The 16937-nt window shown below is 66.7% G+C and carries 15 protein-coding genes; 1 reads left to right on the top strand and 14 read right to left on the bottom strand.

Annotated features, from left to right (window positions below):
• Positions 1-76 precede the first annotated feature (76 nt).
• The 9 genes from hisC to ndk are packed head-to-tail and all read right to left on the bottom strand — an operon-like array spanning position 77 to position 9088.
• On the bottom strand, positions 77-1150 hold the full coding sequence (gene hisC, locus AVE30378_RS09275) for a histidinol-phosphate transaminase (RefSeq protein ID WP_129240559.1): 1074 nt from the start codon (positions 1148-1150) through the stop codon (positions 77-79).
• A 3-nt stretch (positions 1151-1153) separates the two neighbouring features.
• Positions 1154-2506, bottom strand: coding sequence for a ribosome biogenesis GTPase Der (gene der / locus AVE30378_RS09280; protein ID WP_129240560.1), 1353 nt, complete (start codon positions 2504-2506; stop codon positions 1154-1156).
• Between the two features lie 22 nt (positions 2507-2528).
• Entirely contained in the window at positions 2529-3686 is a 1158-nt protein-coding gene (gene bamB / locus AVE30378_RS09285; protein WP_129240561.1) for an outer membrane protein assembly factor BamB, read from the bottom strand.
• A gap of 5 nt (positions 3687-3691) precedes the next feature.
• Complete coding sequence (locus tag AVE30378_RS09290; protein WP_129240562.1) at positions 3692-4330, bottom strand: YfgM family protein; 639 nt, start codon at positions 4328-4330, stop codon at positions 3692-3694.
• A gap of 3 nt (positions 4331-4333) precedes the next feature.
• A complete protein-coding gene (gene hisS / locus AVE30378_RS09295; protein ID WP_129240563.1) occupies positions 4334-5620 on the bottom strand; it encodes a histidine--tRNA ligase in 1287 nt (428 codons plus the stop codon).
• A gap of 50 nt (positions 5621-5670) precedes the next feature.
• Entirely contained in the window at positions 5671-6957 is a 1287-nt protein-coding gene (ispG, locus tag AVE30378_RS09300; RefSeq protein ID WP_129240564.1) for a flavodoxin-dependent (E)-4-hydroxy-3-methylbut-2-enyl-diphosphate synthase, read from the bottom strand.
• Between the two features lie 17 nt (positions 6958-6974).
• Positions 6975-7469 carry a helix-turn-helix domain-containing protein gene (locus tag AVE30378_RS09305; RefSeq protein WP_129240565.1) on the bottom strand — a complete coding sequence of 165 codons (495 nt, stop codon included), beginning with the start codon at positions 7467-7469 and terminating at the stop codon, positions 6975-6977.
• Entirely contained in the window at positions 7466-8620 is a 1155-nt protein-coding gene (gene rlmN, locus AVE30378_RS09310; protein WP_129240566.1) for a dual-specificity RNA methyltransferase RlmN, read from the bottom strand. Before rlmN ends, AVE30378_RS09305 begins: the two co-directional genes overlap by 4 nt.
• 42 nt (positions 8621-8662) lie before the next feature.
• Positions 8663-9088 (bottom strand): nucleoside-diphosphate kinase, encoded by a 426-nt coding sequence (gene ndk / locus AVE30378_RS09315; RefSeq protein ID WP_006393972.1) that lies wholly within the window; start codon positions 9086-9088, stop codon positions 8663-8665.
• 391 nt (positions 9089-9479) lie between these two features.
• Here ndk and AVE30378_RS09320 point away from each other — a divergent pair, with 391 nt between their 5' ends.
• Complete coding sequence (locus tag AVE30378_RS09320) at positions 9480-12374, top strand: valine--tRNA ligase (RefSeq protein WP_129240567.1); 2895 nt, start codon at positions 9480-9482, stop codon at positions 12372-12374.
• A gap of 196 nt (positions 12375-12570) precedes the next feature.
• Here the strand turns inward: AVE30378_RS09320 and AVE30378_RS09325 are convergent, their stop codons facing one another.
• The 5 genes from AVE30378_RS09325 to AVE30378_RS09345 all read right to left on the bottom strand — a co-directional run bounded on the left by AVE30378_RS09325 (position 12571) and on the right by AVE30378_RS09345 (position 16908).
• Complete coding sequence (locus AVE30378_RS09325; protein ID WP_129240568.1) at positions 12571-13860, bottom strand: NAD(P)/FAD-dependent oxidoreductase; 1290 nt, start codon at positions 13858-13860, stop codon at positions 12571-12573.
• A gap of 9 nt (positions 13861-13869) precedes the next feature.
• Complete coding sequence (locus tag AVE30378_RS09330) at positions 13870-14601, bottom strand: amino acid ABC transporter ATP-binding protein (RefSeq protein WP_129240569.1); 732 nt, start codon at positions 14599-14601, stop codon at positions 13870-13872.
• Positions 14598-15251, bottom strand: a complete 654-nt coding sequence (locus AVE30378_RS09335) for an amino acid ABC transporter permease (protein ID WP_129240570.1) — start codon at positions 15249-15251, stop codon at positions 14598-14600. The genes AVE30378_RS09330 and AVE30378_RS09335 overlap by 4 nt, the downstream gene beginning before the upstream one ends.
• 121 nt (positions 15252-15372) lie before the next feature.
• Complete coding sequence (locus AVE30378_RS09340) at positions 15373-16128, bottom strand: ABC transporter substrate-binding protein (RefSeq protein WP_129240571.1); 756 nt, start codon at positions 16126-16128, stop codon at positions 15373-15375.
• Between the two features lie 90 nt (positions 16129-16218).
• Positions 16219-16908, bottom strand: a complete 690-nt coding sequence (locus tag AVE30378_RS09345; RefSeq protein WP_129240572.1) for a helix-turn-helix domain-containing protein — start codon at positions 16906-16908, stop codon at positions 16219-16221.
• Positions 16909-16937 lie beyond the last annotated feature (29 nt).

Below are 16937 nucleotides of genomic sequence, written 5' to 3' on the forward strand. Positions count from 1 at the left end.
CCGGAACCCCCTGCGTCCACCGGGCTGCCTTCGTGCTTTGCACTCCGGTATTCGCCCTTGAACCGGCCCGGCGGGTTCACGTCCGCAGGATCTCCGCGAGCGCGCTCAGCAACAGCCCGCACTGCTCGTCCGTGCCCACGGTGATGCGCAGGAATTGATCGATGCGCGCATGGCGGAAATGGCGCACGATGATGCTGCGCTCGCGCAGGGCGGCGGCCAGGCCCGCGGCGTCCTTCGACGGATGCCGCGCGAACACGAAATTCGCGGAAGAAGGCAGCACCTCGAAGCCCAGCGCCTGCAGGCCGGCCGTCATCCGCGACCGGGTTTCGATCACGGCTCGGCGAGTCTTCTCAAAGTACTCCGTATCTTCCAGCGCCGCCACCGCGCCCGCGGATGCAAGGCGATCGATGGGATAGGAGTTGAAACTGTTCTTTACCCGCTCCAGCCCTTCGATGAGCGCGGCGCTGCCCACGGCGAAGCCGACCCGCAGCCCCGCCAGCGAACGCGACTTGGACAGCGTCTGCACGACCAGCAGGTTGTCGTAGCGCGAGACCAAAGGGATGACGGACTCTCCGCCAAAATCCACGTAGGCTTCGTCCACCACGACGACGGCGTCGGGATTGCCGGCCACGATGCGTTCGACGTCGGCGGCGTCCAGCGCGCGGCCGGTGGGCGCGTTGGGGTTCGGGAAGATGATGGCGCCCGCCTGCCCGTTGCGGCCGGGCAGGTAGTCTTCGACGTCGATGCGGAAATCGGGCGTCAGCGGCACCGTTTCGTACTGGATCCCGTACAGGCCGCAATAGACCGGGTAGAAGCTGTAGGTGATGTCCGGGAAGCGCAGCGGACGCTCATGCTTGAGCAACGCCAGGAAGGCGTGCGCCAGCACCTCGTCGGAACCGTTGCCCACGAAGACCTGCCCCGGCTGCACGCCGGCGGTTTCGGCGATGGCCTGCCGCAGCCGGTCGGAGGACGGGTCCGGGTACAGCTTGAGCGTGTCGTCGCAGGCCGCGCGGATCGCATCGAGCACCTTGGGCGACGGCCCGTAGGGGTGCTCGTTCGTGTTCAGCTTGACCAGGTTCTGAAGCTTGGGCTGCTCGCCCGGGACATACGGACTGAGCGTCCCGACCACGGGACTCCAGAAGCGGCTCATGGATCAGCTTTCCTGCGCGTAAGGGTTGTGCGAAGACTTGAATTCGATGCGCAACGGCGTGCCGGCCAGGTCGAACGCGTTGCGGAAACGCGTTTCCAGGTAGCGGCGGTAGGAGTCCGGAATGGCATCCAGCGCGTTGCCGTGGATGACGACCAGCGGCGGATTCTGCCCGCCCTGGTGCGCGTAGCGCATCTTCGGACGGAAAATGCCCTTGCGGGGAGGCGGCTGCTGCTCGACGGCGGCCTGCAATTCACGCGTCAGCTTGGGCGTGGACAGCTTGGCGAACGCCGCGGCATGGGCCGCGTTGATGGATTTCAGCAAGGGCTTCACGCCCTGCCCGCGCAGCGCCGAAATGGTGTGCATGCGGGCGAACGACAGGAAGCGCAGCTTGCGCTGGAATTCCCGTTCGATGCGTTCCTTGGCCTCGCCGTCCAGGCCGTCCCACTTGTTGATGGCCACGACCACGGCGCGCCCCGTTTCCAGGACGAAGCCGGCGATGTGCGCATCCTGTTCGGAGATCTCGGTCTGGGCGTCCAGCATCAGCAGCACGACGTTGCTGGCCTCGATGGCCTGCAGCGTCTTGATGACGGAGAATTTCTCGACGGCCTCGAACACCTTGCCGCGCTTGCGCAGGCCCGCGGTGTCGATCAGCGTATAGCGGCGGCCGTCGCGCTCGAAGTCGATCTCGATGGCGTCGCGGGTCGTGCCGGGCATGTCGAACGCGATCACGCGCTCTTCGCCCATCAGGGTGTTGATGAGCGTGGACTTGCCCACGTTGGGGCGCCCGACGATCGCCAGCTTGATGCGATGGTCGTGTTCGCCTTCTTCTTGCGCTTCCTCTTCGGCGGGCGGTTCGGCCAGGTCCAGGAGGGCCAGTTCGATCAGGTCGACGATGCCGTCGCCGTGCGCCGCCGAGATGGGATAGGGCTGCCCCAGCCCCAGCTCGTGGAATTCGGAAACCGCGGCGCCGGCGCCCATGCCTTCCGCCTTGTTCACGGCCAGCAGCACGCGTTGCTGGCCGGATTTGCGCAGCAGCTTGGCGATTTCGTGGTCGTGGGCATTGATGCCCGCCCGGGCGTCCACCAGGAACACCACCACGTCGGCCTCGGCGATGGCCTGCCGGGTCTGGCGGGCCATCTCCAGCAGGATGCCGTCCTTGGCGACAGGCTCGAAACCGCCGGTATCGATGACGATGAAGGGGGTCTCGCCCACCCTGCCCTCGCCATAGTGGCGATCGCGGGTCAGGCCGGAATAATCGGCCACCAGCGCGGCGCGCGATCGCGTCAGGCGGTTGAAAAGGGTCGATTTCCCCACATTGGGGCGACCGACCAGGGCGACGACAGGCTTGAAAGACACGGTGTAAGGCTTTTCTATAGGATTAGTTGGCGCCGATCAGGACGAGATTGCCATTGCCCGTCTGGACCAGTACACCTTGGGGGGTGGTTTGCGGCGGCGACACGACCGCGCCGCCGCCCACGGACAGGCGGGCCATCAGGCTGCCGTCGCTGCGCGACACGAAGTGCACGTAGCCGTCCAGGTCGCCGACGGCGAGCGCGCCGCCCAGCAGGGCCGGCGCGGTGAGCTGGCGGTTCTTCAGGGCGGCCTGCTTCCAGACATTGCCGCCATTGTCCAGGGCGAAGGCGTTGAGCACGCTGTTCTGGTCCGGCGCATAGGCGTAGCGGTCGTCCAGGGTCAGGCCGCTGACGCTGGAGAAGTCCTTGGCCCACAGCGGACGGCCGCCGGCCGTCACGTCGAAGCAGACGATGCGGCCCTGGTAGGCCACGCCGCACAGCAGGTTGCCCGCGATGCGGGGCGCGCCGACCACGTCGGTCAGGCGTTCGAGGTCGCTGGCGCCGCGCGGCGTCGCCACGGTGCCTTCCCATTGCACGTTGCCGCTGTTGGAGGCGATGGCCATGAGCTTGCCGCCGGGCAGGCCGGTGATGACCAGGCCTTCGGCCAGGACCATCTGCGACACGCTGCGCAAGGCCAGCGCGGGGCCGGGGCGCTGCACGTTCCAGACACGTTCGCCGTTGTTGGCATCGAACGCCTGGATGCGGTAGTCGCCGCTGCGGACCACGACGATGCCGTAGCCCACGGCGGGCGGAATCGTCACGTCGCTGGTGGCGCGGACCTTCCATTTCACCTTGCCGGTGTCGTCGAAGGCGATCACGTCGCCGTCGGGCGAGGCCACGGCGGTGGTCGTGCCGTCGCTGCCGGCGCCGGCCGACAGCTTGCCGTCGGTCTTGGCCTTCCAGATGGGGCGCCCGCTATGCAGGTCGAACTTGCCGACCGAGCCGTCCGGCGTGGCGGCATAGATGGCGTCGCCCAGCACCGTGGGCGCGAAGCCCAGGCCCGATCCGCTGCCGACCGACGCGGACCAGACCTGGCGCACGGACATGCCGGCCTTGTATTCGGTCAGGGGCGCCGGGTCGTAACGGCCGTCGTCATGGGAAAACAGGCCGCATCCACCCAGGGCGAGCAGGCTCGCCAGGCAAACGGCGCCACGCCACGTACGGCCAGTTGCAAATTTACGCATTACAGTCACGCTCCGCTCAGGGCATCCAGTTTCAGTTGCACAACCTGGGTCAAGGGATTCGTCGTGCCCAGGCCATCGATGGCGCTTTGCCATGCCGCCCGGGCTTCCTCACGCTTGCCCTGCGCCGCGAGAATATCGCCGCGGCGATCCGCATACAAGGCGGCGAAGGCCGGCGGCGGGTTGTTCAGTTGCGCCAGCGCGGCATCGTACTGCTTCTGGTCCAGCATCATGCCGGCCAGCCGCAGGCGCGCCACGGCCTGCATGGACGGATTCTTGCCCTGCCCGGCCAGCCATTCCAGTTGCTCGCGGGCGCCGGCGTCGTCCTTCTGGGCCTGCAGCGCCTGGGCGGCCACCAGCGCGCCGCGCGTGGCGTAGCCCGTGGCCGGATATTCTTCGCGCAAGGTGGCGGCCGCGGTCTTGATGCGCACCGCCGAATCGGCGCCGCCCAGCCGGGCCGCGTCTTCCAGCGCTTCGAAGTAGCCCATGGCCTGGTTGGCGCGGTGCGCCTGATAGGCCTTCCAGCCCCACCAGCCGCCCCAGGCCAGCGCAACGGCCGCCGCCAGCGTGACGACCAGCGTGCCGTAACGGGCCCACCACGCCTTGATCGCGTCCAGTTTTTCCTGTTCTTCCAGATCGTATGCCATGCATTAACCCTTGATATTCAATACTTCGGCCAATCCCGCCAGCGGGACCTGCTGCTGTGCGGCTTCGCCCTGCGCATCCGCGCGCAGGAACTTGACGCTCGCGGTCCGCGCAGCCACTTCATCGGCGCCAAGGATAACCGCAACCCGGGCTCCGCTGGCGTCGGCGCGCTTGAATTGGGACTTGAAACTGGCCGAACCGGCATGCACGATGACCGACAGGCCGGCATCGCGCAGGTCTTCGCCGACGCGCGCGGCCAGGCGCTGGGCCTCTTCGCCCTGGTGCACGACGTAGACGTCGCATTCGGCCGGGACCGGCATTTCCACGCTCTGTTCCCAGAGGTCCAGCAGGCGCTCCATGCCGATCGCGAAGCCCACGGCGGGCGCCGGCTTGCCGCCCAGCAGTTCGACCAGGCCGTCGTAGCGGCCGCCGCCGCAAACCGTGCCCTGGGAGCCCAGCCTGTCGGTCACCCACTCGAACACGGTCAGGTTGTAGTAGTCCAGCCCGCGCACCAGGCGCGGATTCAGGCGGTATTCGATGCCGGCGTCGGCCAGGCGCCGGCACACGCCGTCGAAGTGCGCGCGGGATTCCTCGCCCAGGAAATCGAACAGGCGCGGCGCGCTGTCGGCCATCTCCTGCATGGCGGGATTCTTGGTGTCCAGCACTCGCAGCGGGTTGCTGTACAGGCGGCGCTGGCCGTCTTCATCGAGGATGTCGCGGTGCTTTTCCAGGTGCTCGATCAGCGCGGCGCGGTGGGCGGCGCGCTCGGCCGGCTGGCCCAGCGAATTCAGTTCGAGGCGCACGTCGGTCAGGCCCAGCAGCTTCCACAGGCGGGCCAGCATGACGATCAGTTCCGCGTCCACGTCGGGGCCGGCGAAGCCCAGGGCCTCGACGTCGATCTGGTGGAACTGGCGGTAGCGGCCGCGCTGCGGACGTTCGTGGCGGAAGACCGGGCCGATGGAATAGACGCGCTGCGGGCGGTCGTAGAGCATGTTGTGCTCGATGGACGCGCGCACGATGCCGGCCGTCATTTCCGGACGCATGGTCAGCGATTCGCCGTTGAGCGCGTCGGTGAAGGTGTACATCTCTTTTTCGACGATATCGGTCACTTCGCCGATGCCGCGCGCGAACAGGCGCGTATGCTCAAGCACGGGCGTGCGCACGTTGCGATAGCCGTAGCCGCGCAGCCAGCCGCGCACGATTTCCTCGAATTGCTCCCAGCGGGCGCTCGCCCCCGGCAACAGGTCATTCATGCCGCGTATGGCGGCGACTTTCTGGAAAGCTTGAGTCATCTTGATCATGCCGCGTCGCGCGCCGGCGCGCGAACGGCTACACCCTTACTTTAATGAGAAGCGGGCGCGCCATAGCGGCGCGCGACGTAGTCTTCGACGATGGCCTGGAACTCTTCGGCAATATGGTCGCCCTTGAGGGTCACCGTGCGCTCGCCGTCGACGAACACCGGCGCGGCCGGAACTTCGCCGGTGCCCGGCAGGCTGATGCCGATATCGGCATGGCGGCTTTCGCCCGGCCCATTGACCACACAGCCCATCACGGCGACGTTCATGCTTTCGACTCCGGGATACTGCGCGCGCCAGAGCGGCATCTGGCGGCGCAGGTACCCCTGGATGCTGTCAGCCAGTTCCTGGAAGAACGTGCTGCTGGTGCGGCCGCAACCGGGGCACGCGACGACCATCGGCGTGAATGCGCGCAGGCCCATGGTCTGCAGGATTTCCTGCGCCACGATGGCTTCGCGGCTGCGGTCGCCGCCGGGTTCGGGCGTGAGCGAAATGCGGATGGTGTCGCCGATGCCCTGCTGCAGCAGCACGGCCAGCGCGGCGGTGGACGCCACGATGCCCTTGCTGCCCATGCCGGCCTCGGTCAGGCCCAGGTGCAGCGGATAGTCGCAGCGCGCGGACAGGTCCCGGTAGACGGCGATCAGGTCCTGCACGTGGCTGACCTTGCACGACAGGATGATGGCGTCGCGGCGCAAGCCGAGTTCTTCGGCGCGCTCGGCGTTGCTGATGGCGGACACGACCAGCGCGTCGCGCATCACCGCCTGGGCCTCCCAGGGCTGCGCGCGGCGGCTGTTCTCGTCCATCTTGCGCGCCATCAGTTCGTGGTCCAGGCTGCCCCAGTTCACGCCGATGCGCACGGGCTTGTCGTAGCGGCAGGCCACTTCGATCATCTGGGCGAAGTTGTCGTCGCGCCGCTTGCCGCCGCCCATGTTGCCCGGGTTGATCCGGTACTTGGACAGGGCCTGGGCGCATTCGGGAAACTGCGTCAGCAGCTTGTGGCCGTTGTAGTGGAAATCGCCCACCAGCGGCACGTCCACGCCCATGCGGTCCAGTTGTTCGCGGATGGCGGCGACCTCGCGGGCCGCCTCGGGCGTGTTCACCGTGATCCGCACGAGTTCGGAGCCGGCCTGGGCCAGTTCCTTGATTTGTATCGCCGTGGCGATGGCGTCCGCCGTGTCGGTGTTGGTCATGGACTGGACCACGACCGGGGCGTCGCCGCCCACCGTCACGACACGGTTGCCCCACTTCACCGCCACCGAACGCGTGGCGCGGCGCTCTGCCGCCCCCACGGCGGGAGGCGGCGCGTCCTGGCAAGGCAGAGAGGATTCTTGCATCGGTGGAACCGGGTTTTTTACTTGATCGGCTTCGGCAGCCAGTCGATCGGCAGCCAGTGCTGCGGCAACCAGCCTTGCCAGAAGGCATACGCCACGCCGGCGGCCAGCACCAGCACGATGGCGATGAGCCACCCCCAGGAGGTCGAGGACGAACGGTCGTCTTCGGCGCTGGACTGGGGAATGGAATGCGCCGAGTGCAAGGCGCCAGGGCTGAGCTTCACCGGGCCGGTGACGCGGGCCTTGGGGTCCAGCGAGTCGACGATGGCCTGCGAATCCGCGCCCAGCAGGCGCGCATAGTTGCGCACCAGGCCGCGCAATGAAACGCCGGTGGGCAATGCCGCCCATTCCTCGTTTTCAAGGGCTTCGATCTGCTTCGTGGAGAACTTGATGCGGCTGGACACCTCGTCGAGCGACCAGCCCTTGGATTGGCGCAATGCGCGCAATGCCGAGCCTATGCTGCCCGCCGCGCCGGCGGACGTCTCTGGAACTGCAGAAGCGAAATCCTGCGTCATGCATGCACCTGTTTAATTGGTATGGTCTGGCGCTGTGCGGCGTTGCGCTCGGTAATCCGGGTGCGGTCGCGCACTTCTCCGGCCAACTGGCCGCAAGCCGCATCGATGTCGTCGCCCCGGGTCTTGCGGACGGTGGTGATGATGCCGGCGTCCATCAGACGCTGGGCGAACACCTTCACCCGCGCCGAGTTCGAGCGCTTCAGGCCGGACTCGGGAAAGGGGTTGAACGGAATCAGATTGAGCTTGCACCGCAGTTGGCGTGCAATGTGTATCAGTTCCTTGGCGTGCTGGTCGGTATCGTTGATGCCGTCCAGCATGCAGTATTCAAACGTGATGAAGTCGCGCGGGGCGAACGCCAGGTAGCGTTCGCAAGCGGCCAGCAGCTCCTTCAGCGGGTACTTCTTGTTCAGCGGCACCAGCTCGTCGCGCAGCGCGTCGTTGGGCGCGTGCAGCGAAACCGCCAGGGCCACGGGACAGTCCTGCGACAGCCGGTCCATCATGGGAACCACGCCCGAAGTGGACACCGTGACGCGGCGGCGCGACAGCCCGTAGGCGTTGTCGTCCAGCATCAGGCGCAAGGCGGGCAGGACCTGATCGTAGTTGAGCAGGGGTTCGCCCATGCCCATCATGACCACGTTGCTGACGACACGGGTATCTTCGGTGGCGCGGGCGCTTTCCAGGCGGGCGGTGCCGATGTCGGCTTCCAGCACGCGCTTGGCCCACCACAGTTGGCCGATGATTTCGCTGGTCTTCAGGTTGCGGTTGAATCCCTGGTGCCCCGTCGAACAGAAGCGGCAGTTCACCACGCATCCCGCCTGGCTGGAGACGCACAGCGTGCCGCGGTCGTCCTCGGGGATGAAGACCGTTTCGATGGCGTTGCCCTGCCCCACGTCGAACAGCCACTTGCGGGTGCCGTCGGACGAGCGCTGCTCGGTATTGACGGGCAATGCCTCGATGCGGCAATGCGTCGCAAGCTGGCCGCGGAAGTCGCGGGCCAGGTCGGTCATGGCGTCGAACGAATCGGCGCCGCGCTGGTGCATCCAGCGCTGCAACTGGCGGGCGCGGAACGGCTTGCCGCCCCACTGCCCGACGAGCTCGGACAGGGCGGAGCTGTCCAGCCCCAGCAGATTGATTCGTTCGGCGGATTCCATGACCTGGGTAAAACTCGAAAAGCTAGAACAGTTCCGCGAAAATCAACGGCTGTGGATGTTGATTTCGGGGAAGAAGAAAGCGACTTCGACGGCGGCCGTTTCCGGAGCGTCCGAGCCGTGCACGGCGTTGGCGTCGATGCTGTCGGCGAAGTCGGCGCGGATGGTGCCGGGAGCGGCCTTCTTGGGGTCCGTGGCGCCCATCAGGTCGCGGTTCTTCAGGATGGCGTCTTCACCTTCCAGCACTTGCACGAAGACCGGGCCCGAGATCATGAAATCGACCAGGTCCTTGAAGAAGGGGCGTTCCTTGTGCACGGCGTAGAAACGCTCGGCGTCGGCGCGCGACAGTTGGGCCAGGCGGGCGGCGATGACCTTCAGGCCGGCTTGCTCGAAGCGGCCGACGATCTGGCCGATGACGTTCTTGGCGACGGCGTCGGGCTTGATGATCGAGAGGGTGCGTTGAATGGACATAAGAACTCCGAAAGCTGATTTCTGACTGGTTTCTGATTAATTGCCTGGCGCGGCTCTGCGCTTGTCGGTGTCACCCTTGAAGCGTCATCGCGCTGCTGGCGCGCAGGCGGTCCGAAACGCAAGGACGTTTCGGGCCGGCCTGAACCGCTGGGCCAAGGCAGGGATTCGACACTGCCCACCTGTCGGACTCGCCCCGGATTTCCATCGGGGCCCCGGACACGCGTTTTCGAGTGCGCATTTCCGAAGGAATCCTCAATGAATTCAGGGACTTCTAAAAGGTTTACAGTAACCCGGTATTCTAACACGCCGTGATGACCGCATTACATCTTAAAATGAGCGGTTTGCTGCCCGCATCCTTAGGCCGGGCGCCCCTGTCTGCCGGAACCCTGTAATGACTCAAGCTGCTCCCCCGAACGCCGCGACGCCCGCGAGCGACACCCAGGAACTCCCCAAGAGCTTCGAACCCGCCGAGCTGGAATCCCGCTGGTACGCCGAGTGGGAACAGCGCGGCTACTTCCAGGCGGGCCAGCACGTAAAAACAGGGACGGAAAGCCAGCCCTACGTCATCCAGTTCCCGCCCCCCAACGTGACGGGCACCCTGCACATGGGCCACGCGTTCAACCAGACCATCATGGACGGCCTGGTGCGCTACCACCGGATGCTGGGCGACGACACCGTGTTCATCCCCGGCACCGACCACGCCGGCATCGCCACGCAGATCGTGGTTGAAAGACAACTGGATGCCCAGAAGGTTTCCCGCCACGACCTCGGCCGCGAGAAATTCGTGGAGAAAGTGTGGGAATGGAAGGAAAAGTCGGGCAACGCCATCACCGCGCAGGTGCGCCGCCTGGGCGCTTCCGCGGACTGGCCGCGCGAATACTTCACCATGGACGACCGCATGTCGCGCGGCGTCGTCGAAACGTTCGTCCGCCTGCATAAACAGGGACTGATCTACCGCGGCAAGCGCCTGGTCAACTGGGACCCGAAGCTGCTGACCGCCGTGTCCGACCTGGAAGTCCAGTCCGAAGAGACCGATGGCCACATGTGGCACATCCTCTACCCCTTCGTGGATGGCCCCCAGACCATCGTCGACAAGGACGGCCAGACCGTCACCCTGCGCGGCCTGACCATCGCCACCACCCGCCCGGAAACGATGCTGGCGGACGGCGCGCTGTGCGTCCATCCCGAAGACCCGCGCTACAAGCACCTGGTCGGCAAGGAAGTGGAACTGCCCCTGTGCGACCGCAACATCCCGATCATCGCGGACGATTTCGTCGACCCCGAATTCGGCACCGGCTGCGTGAAGATCACCGGCGCGCACGACTTCAACGACTACGCCTGCGCGATGCGCCACGATCTGCCGCTGATCGTGATCTTCACGCTGGACGCCCACATCAACGAAAACGGCCCCAGGCAATTCCAGGGCATGGAGCGCTACGAGGCCCGCAAGGCGGTTGTCGCCCAACTGGAGGCCGAAGGCTATCTGGTCAAGGTCGAGCCGCACAAGATGATGCAGCCCAAGGGCGACCGCACCGGCGTCGTCCTGGAGCCCATGCTGACGGACCAGTGGTTCGTGGCCATGAGCAAACCCGCCCCCCAGGGCACGTTGAACCCGGGCAAGAGCATCACCGAGGTCGCGCTGGAAGTGGTGGCCGACGGCCGCATCCAGTTCTACCCCGACAACTGGACCACCATCTATAACCAGTGGCTGAACAACATCCAGGACTGGTGCATTTCGCGCCAGCTCTGGTGGGGCCACCAGATCCCGGCCTGGTATTCGGAAGACGGCCAGGTGTTCGTGGCCCACGACGAGGCCGAGGCCACCGCGCAGGCGCGCGCCGCCGGCGTGACCGGCGAACTCAAGCGCGATCCGGACGTGCTCGACACCTGGTTCTCGTCCGGCCTGGTGCCCTTCACCACGCTGGGCTGGCCGGAAAACACCCCGGACCTGCAGCGCTACCTGCCTTCCAGCGTGCTGGTCACGGGTTTCGACATCATCTTCTTCTGGGTGGCGCGCATGGTCATGCTGACCACGCACCTGACCGGCCAGATCCCGTTCAAGCACGTCTACGTGCACGGCCTGATCCGCGATGCCGACGGCCAGAAGATGAGCAAGTCCAAGGGCAACACCCTGGACCCGGTCGACCTGATCGACGGCATCGACCTGGACGGCCTGGTCGCCAAGCGCACCTACGGCCTGATGAATCCCAAGCAGGCCGGCGCCATCGAAAAAGCGACGCGCCGCCAGTACCCGGACGGCATCCCCGCCTTCGGCACCGACGCGCTGCGCTTCACGATGGCCGCCTACGCCACGCTGGGCCGCAACATCAATTTCGACCTGAAGCGCTGCGAGGGCTACCGCAACTTCTGCAACAAGCTCTGGAACGCCACGCGCTTCGTGCTGATGAACACCGAAGGCCACGACCTGACGGGCGCGGACGCGGGCGAGACGTCATTCGTGGACCGCTGGATCGTCAGCCAGTTGCAGGCGCTGGAAGCGGACGTGGCGCGCGGCTTCGCCGACTACCGCTTCGACAACGTCGCCAACGCGCTCTACCGCTACGTCTGGGACGAATACTGCGACTGGTACCTGGAACTGGCCAAGGTGCAGATCCAGACCGGCACGCCCGCCCAGCAACTGGGCACGCGCCGCACGCTCATCCGCGTGCTGGAAGGCGTGCTGCGCCTGGCGCACCCCATCATCCCCTTCATTACCGAAGCGCTGTGGCAGAAGGTATCGGTGGTGGCCGGCAAGCGCAAGGAAGGCGTCGCGGACAGCGTCAGCGTGCAGCCGTACCCGCGGGCCAACCCGGCGGCGGTCGACACCGCCGCCGAAGGCGAAGTGGCCGAACTGAAGGCCCAGGTCGAGGCCGTGCGCGCGCTGCGCGGCGAAATGAACCTGTCGCCGGCGCAGAAGGTGCCGCTGTGCGCCCAGGGCGACGCGCCGGCGCTCAAGCGCAACGCCCCCTACCTGGCGGCGCTGGCCAAGCTGAGCGAGGTCGAAGTGCTGGACGCCCTGCCCGACGCGGGCGCGCCGGTGCAGGTCGTGGGCACCAGCCGCCTGATGCTGCACGTCGAAATCGACGTGGTGGCGGAACGCGCGCGCCTGGACAAGGAAATCGCCCGCCTGGAAGGCGAAATGGCCAAGGCCAACGGCAAGCTGTCGAACGCCAGCTTCGTCGAGCGCGCGCCGGCGGCCGTGGTCGAACAGGAAAAGGCGCGCATGGCGCAGTTCGGCGAAACCCTGCAAAAGGTGCGCGAACAGCGCGCCAAGCTGGGCGACTGACCGAAGCCCGCGCCTGAACGCAAAGCCCCTCGATCTATCGAGGGGCTTTTTTTCGCCGGGCCGCCCCAAGGCGGGGTAGCAAGCGAGCGAAGCTTGCGCAGCGTGGGGGCCCGGCGCCGCCGCCAGGCCGCCCTAAGGCGGCGCAGCCCCCGCGGGGGGCAGCAAGCAAGCGAAGCTTGCGCAGCGTGGGGGCCCTCTACACTCCGCCGTCCGTCATGCGATACCAGGCCACGACTGCGTTCACATACAGGCGCCGCAGGCCGTACAGCGGAAACGGCACCACCGGCGAAAGCGGCACCGGCAAGGCGCTGGCGTCGCCCGTGGCCACGTACTGCGCCATGGCCTGCCCCATGCTGGTCTGCAGGCCCACGCCGCGCCCCTGGCAGCCGATGTCCACCAGCAGGCCGGGTTCGGGCTCATGTAAATGCGGAAGATAGTCGCGGGTGACCGCGACCCGGCCGCACCAGCGGTATTCGAAGGGCGTGCCCGCGACCTGCGGGAACAGCTTCAGCATGACGCGTTCCAGGTGCGCCCAGTCCTCCTGCCCTTTCGGCTCGCGGAAAGGGCCGCGCCCGCCCATCAGCAGCCGGCCCTGGTGGTCCAGCCGGAAGTACAGCAGCAGGTTGCGCGTATCGGAAGTGACGTGCCCCTCGGGAAAGATGCCGGCGCGCACCGCTTCCGGCAGCGGCGCGGTGGCCACCTGGAAAGTGTTGGCGTCGATGATCGACCTCTTCAGCCCGGGCAGCAGGTCGCCGCCGTAGGCATTCGTGCACATCACCACGCGGTCGGCGGTGACGGTCGGGCCGGCGGCCGTGGCCGCGGTCCACTTGCCTTGCGCGCGCGCCAGGCTGGCGACGGGCGATCCGGTGTGGACGACGGCGCCCGCGTTCAGCGCGGCGCGCGCCAGGCCGCGCGCGTAGCTCAGCGGCTGGATGGCGCCCGCGCGGCGGTCCACCCAGCCGCCCAGGTAGCGGTCGGTGCCGATCAGCCGCGCGACCTGCGCGCGGTCCAGCGGCTGGACGTCGGCGCCGCGGCGCGCCCATTCCGCCGCCCGGCCGTGCGCCAGCCGCAAGGCCTGCGCGGTGTGCGCGCCCTGGATCCAGCCCCCGCGCACGCGCGGCACGTCCATGGCGTGCCGCTCGATCAGATCGAATACCGAGTCCGCCGTCGCGCCGGCAAAGCGGACCAGGCGTTCGCCGCGCTCCGGCCCGAACACCGACATCAGCGCGTCGGGGTCGTATTTCAGGCCCGGGATGACCTGGCCGCCATTGCGGCCCGAGCCGCCGAAGCCGATCTCCCGCGCCTCCAGCAGCACGACCCGCACGCCGCGTTCCGCCAGGTGCAGCGCCGTGCTCAGGCCGGCGTAGCCGCCGCCCACCACCAGCACGTCGGCCCGCGTGGACGCGGCCAGCGGCTCCGTGGCGGGCGGCGGCGGCGCCGTGGCGGCCCATAACGAAGGGGAAAGCGGAAATGGCGCTTGCGGCATGGTCCTTCCTTACATGGGGTGCAGTACCCGGTGCAGGAAATCCTGCGTCCGGGGATGCTGCGGATGGTTCAGCACTTCGCGGGCGGCCCCCTGCTCCACCATGACGCCGCCGTCGAAGAACATGACGCGGTCCGCGACCTCGCGGGCGAAACTCATTTCGTGGGTCACGACGACCATCGTCATGCCGGCCTCGGCCAGCTTGCGCATGACGCCCAGCACGTCGCCGACCAGTTCAGGGTCCAGCGCCGAAGTCGGTTCGTCGAAGAGAATGGCCTTGGGCCGCATCGCCAGCGCCCGCGCGATCGCCACGCGCTGCTGCTGGCCGCCGGACAGTTGCGGCGGGTGCGCGTTTTCCTTGTCCGCCAGGCCCACGCTGGCCAGCAGTTCGCGCCCCCGCTCCACCGCCTGCGCGCGCGGTTCCTTTTTCACGAAGATCGGGCCTTCGATCACGTTTTCCAGCGCGGTGCGGTGGGGAAACAGGTTGAAGCGCTGGAACACCATCGCCACCTGGGTGCGGATCGACACGATGGACGGCGCGTCGCAATCGACCAGTTCCCCGTCCACGGTGATGCGCCCGGCGTTGTAGCGCTCCAGCCCGTTGATGCATCGCAGGATGGTGGACTTGCCCGAGCCCGACGGGCCGATCACGCACACCACCTCGCCCTTCGTGATCTCGGCGTCGATGCCCTTGAGCACTTCGAGCGGGCCGAAGCTCTTGCGGACTCCCTTGAGTTCGATCATTTGGCGGCGCTCCTTTTTTCCAGATGGCGGACCAGCAGGATCAGCGGAACGCACATCACCAGGTACATGAGCGCCACCAGCGTGAACACCGTGGCGTTCTTGAAGGTGGACACGGCGATCAGCTTGCCCTGCAAGGCGAGTTCCGCCACCGTGATGGTCGACGCCTGCGAGGAATCCTTCAGCATCATGATCATGATGTTGCCGTAGGGCGGCAGCACGATCTTCACCGCCTGCGGCAGCACGACCCGCCGCATCGTCATGCCCCAGCTCATGCCCATGGCCATGGCGGCCTCGATCTGGCCCCGGTCGATGGCCTGGATGCCCGCGCGGAAGTTCTCGGCCTGGTAGGCCGAATACGCCACGCCCAGGCCGATGATGGCCGCCTGCACCGCCGTCAGCGACACGCCCATGTCCGGCATCACGAAATAGATGTAGAACAGCAGCACGATGATGGGAATGCCGCGCAGCAGGTTGATCACCCCGCCGCTGAACTTGGACAGGTAGCGGTTTCCGGAGACGCGCATGAGCGCCCACACCAGGCCCAGCAACGTGGACAGCGCAAGCGAACCGAGCGTCACCAGGATCGTGAGCTTCGCGCCTTGCAGCAATATCGGCAGGTATTCCGCCGCGTCCTTGAAGAATTCCGTCATGACTCACCACCCCAACTAGACAGCCCGCGGGAACGCGGCATGCGCCCCGCCCGCAGGCCCGCGAAAGGCGGGCCTGGCGGACGGCCGCAATGGCGTTCGATTGCTCGAGGCCGGGCCGGCATCAAGCGCCCGACAGCCCCCATTTCTTCAGGATGGCGTCGATGGCGCCGTCCGCCTTCAGCTTGACGAGCGCCTTGTTGATGCGGTCGAGCAGCGCGGCGTCTTCCTTGCGCGTCGCCAGCCCCAGGCTGCCCATTACCGTGGGCTGATAGGACTGCGCCATCTTCAGGTTGGGATAATTCCCCTGCGTCAGGATGTAGGCCGCGATGGGGTAGTCCATGAAGCCGCCCTGGATGCGGCCGGCGTTGGCGTCGCGCATCATGTCGGGCGGGTTGTCGTAGAGCTTCACCTCTTTGAACACGCCGCTCTTCTGTATCGGTTCGACGAAGGCGGTGCCGACCTGCACGCCGACCGTCATCCCCTTCATGTCGGCGAAGGACTTGTATTCCTTGTCGTCGGTCTTGAGCACCATGAGCCCCTCGCCGTAGCGGTACACGGGCTCCGAAAAACTCACCACCTGCTGGCGCTGCGGCGTGATGAACATGGCCGCCGACACGATGTCGATGCGCTTGGACGTCAGCGAACCGATCAGCGCGGAGAACGCCATGGGTTCGATCTGCACCTCGAATCCCGCCTCTTTGCCAACCGCTTTCACGATATCGACCATCACGCCTTCGATGCTGTTGGTCTTGGTATCGAGAAACGTGAAAGGACTGCCCGTGGGCGTGGAGCCGACCTTCAATACCGTTTGGGCCTGCGCGCCCGCGGCCATGGACAATGCAGCAAATACAGAGACAGCCAGAGTCTTGAATTTCATGACATTTCCTCGTCGTGGCAAAGAAATCCGGGCAACGCCCGGTGGCGCGACGATCCCCATCGTCATCGCGCCGCTATGGATGCTGTGCGCTCATGGCGCCTGTTTCGTATCGTCCCCCGCGGCTTGAGTGATGTTGGAAATGGCCCAGATGACCTCGGTCGTCCGCGACCCGGGATTGCGCCAGCGGCGAGGCGTGCTGCTGGCGTAGCAAAAACTGTCGCCTTCGTTGAGCAGGACGACCCGGTCGCCCACCCACAGTTCCAGCGAACCCTTGAGCACCACGCCGATCTGTTCCCCCTGCCCCGTCACGAAGAGTTCGCTGCCGGTGGAGCCGCCCGGCTCGATCGTGGCGCGGCACAGGTCCATGCTGCGGCAGGCCGGCGGGGTGTACATCTCTTTGCTGATGCCCTTCTCGCTCAGGTCGATATAGCGGTGCGTGCCCGCGCGGGCGACCCGTCCGCCATCCTCTCCCTCGGTATGCTCGGCGTTGCGCAGCAGCGAATTCACCGACACGCGGAATTCGCGGGCCAGCAGGTGCAGGATCTTCACGGAGGCGGAGCTGAGGCCGCGCTCGATCTGGCTCAGCAGGCCCAGCGAGATGCCGCAGGCGCGGGCCACATCCGCCAGCGGCCGGCCCTGTTGCTTGCGCAACTGGCGCAGTTGCTGGCCCAGCCACAGGTCAACGGCGGATTCCGGCCGGGCGGACGGAAGCTTCGCCGCCGGGGACATGAGGGCGGCGCGGCGCACAGGCGCGGAGCGGGCGGGATCGGATCGGCTCATATGAAAATTTCATTTTCATGCAATTTTCA

Origin of the sequence: Achromobacter veterisilvae (assembly GCF_900496975.1) — a bacterium.
GTDB classification, from domain to species: Bacteria; Pseudomonadota; Gammaproteobacteria; order Burkholderiales; family Burkholderiaceae_B; genus Achromobacter; species Achromobacter veterisilvae.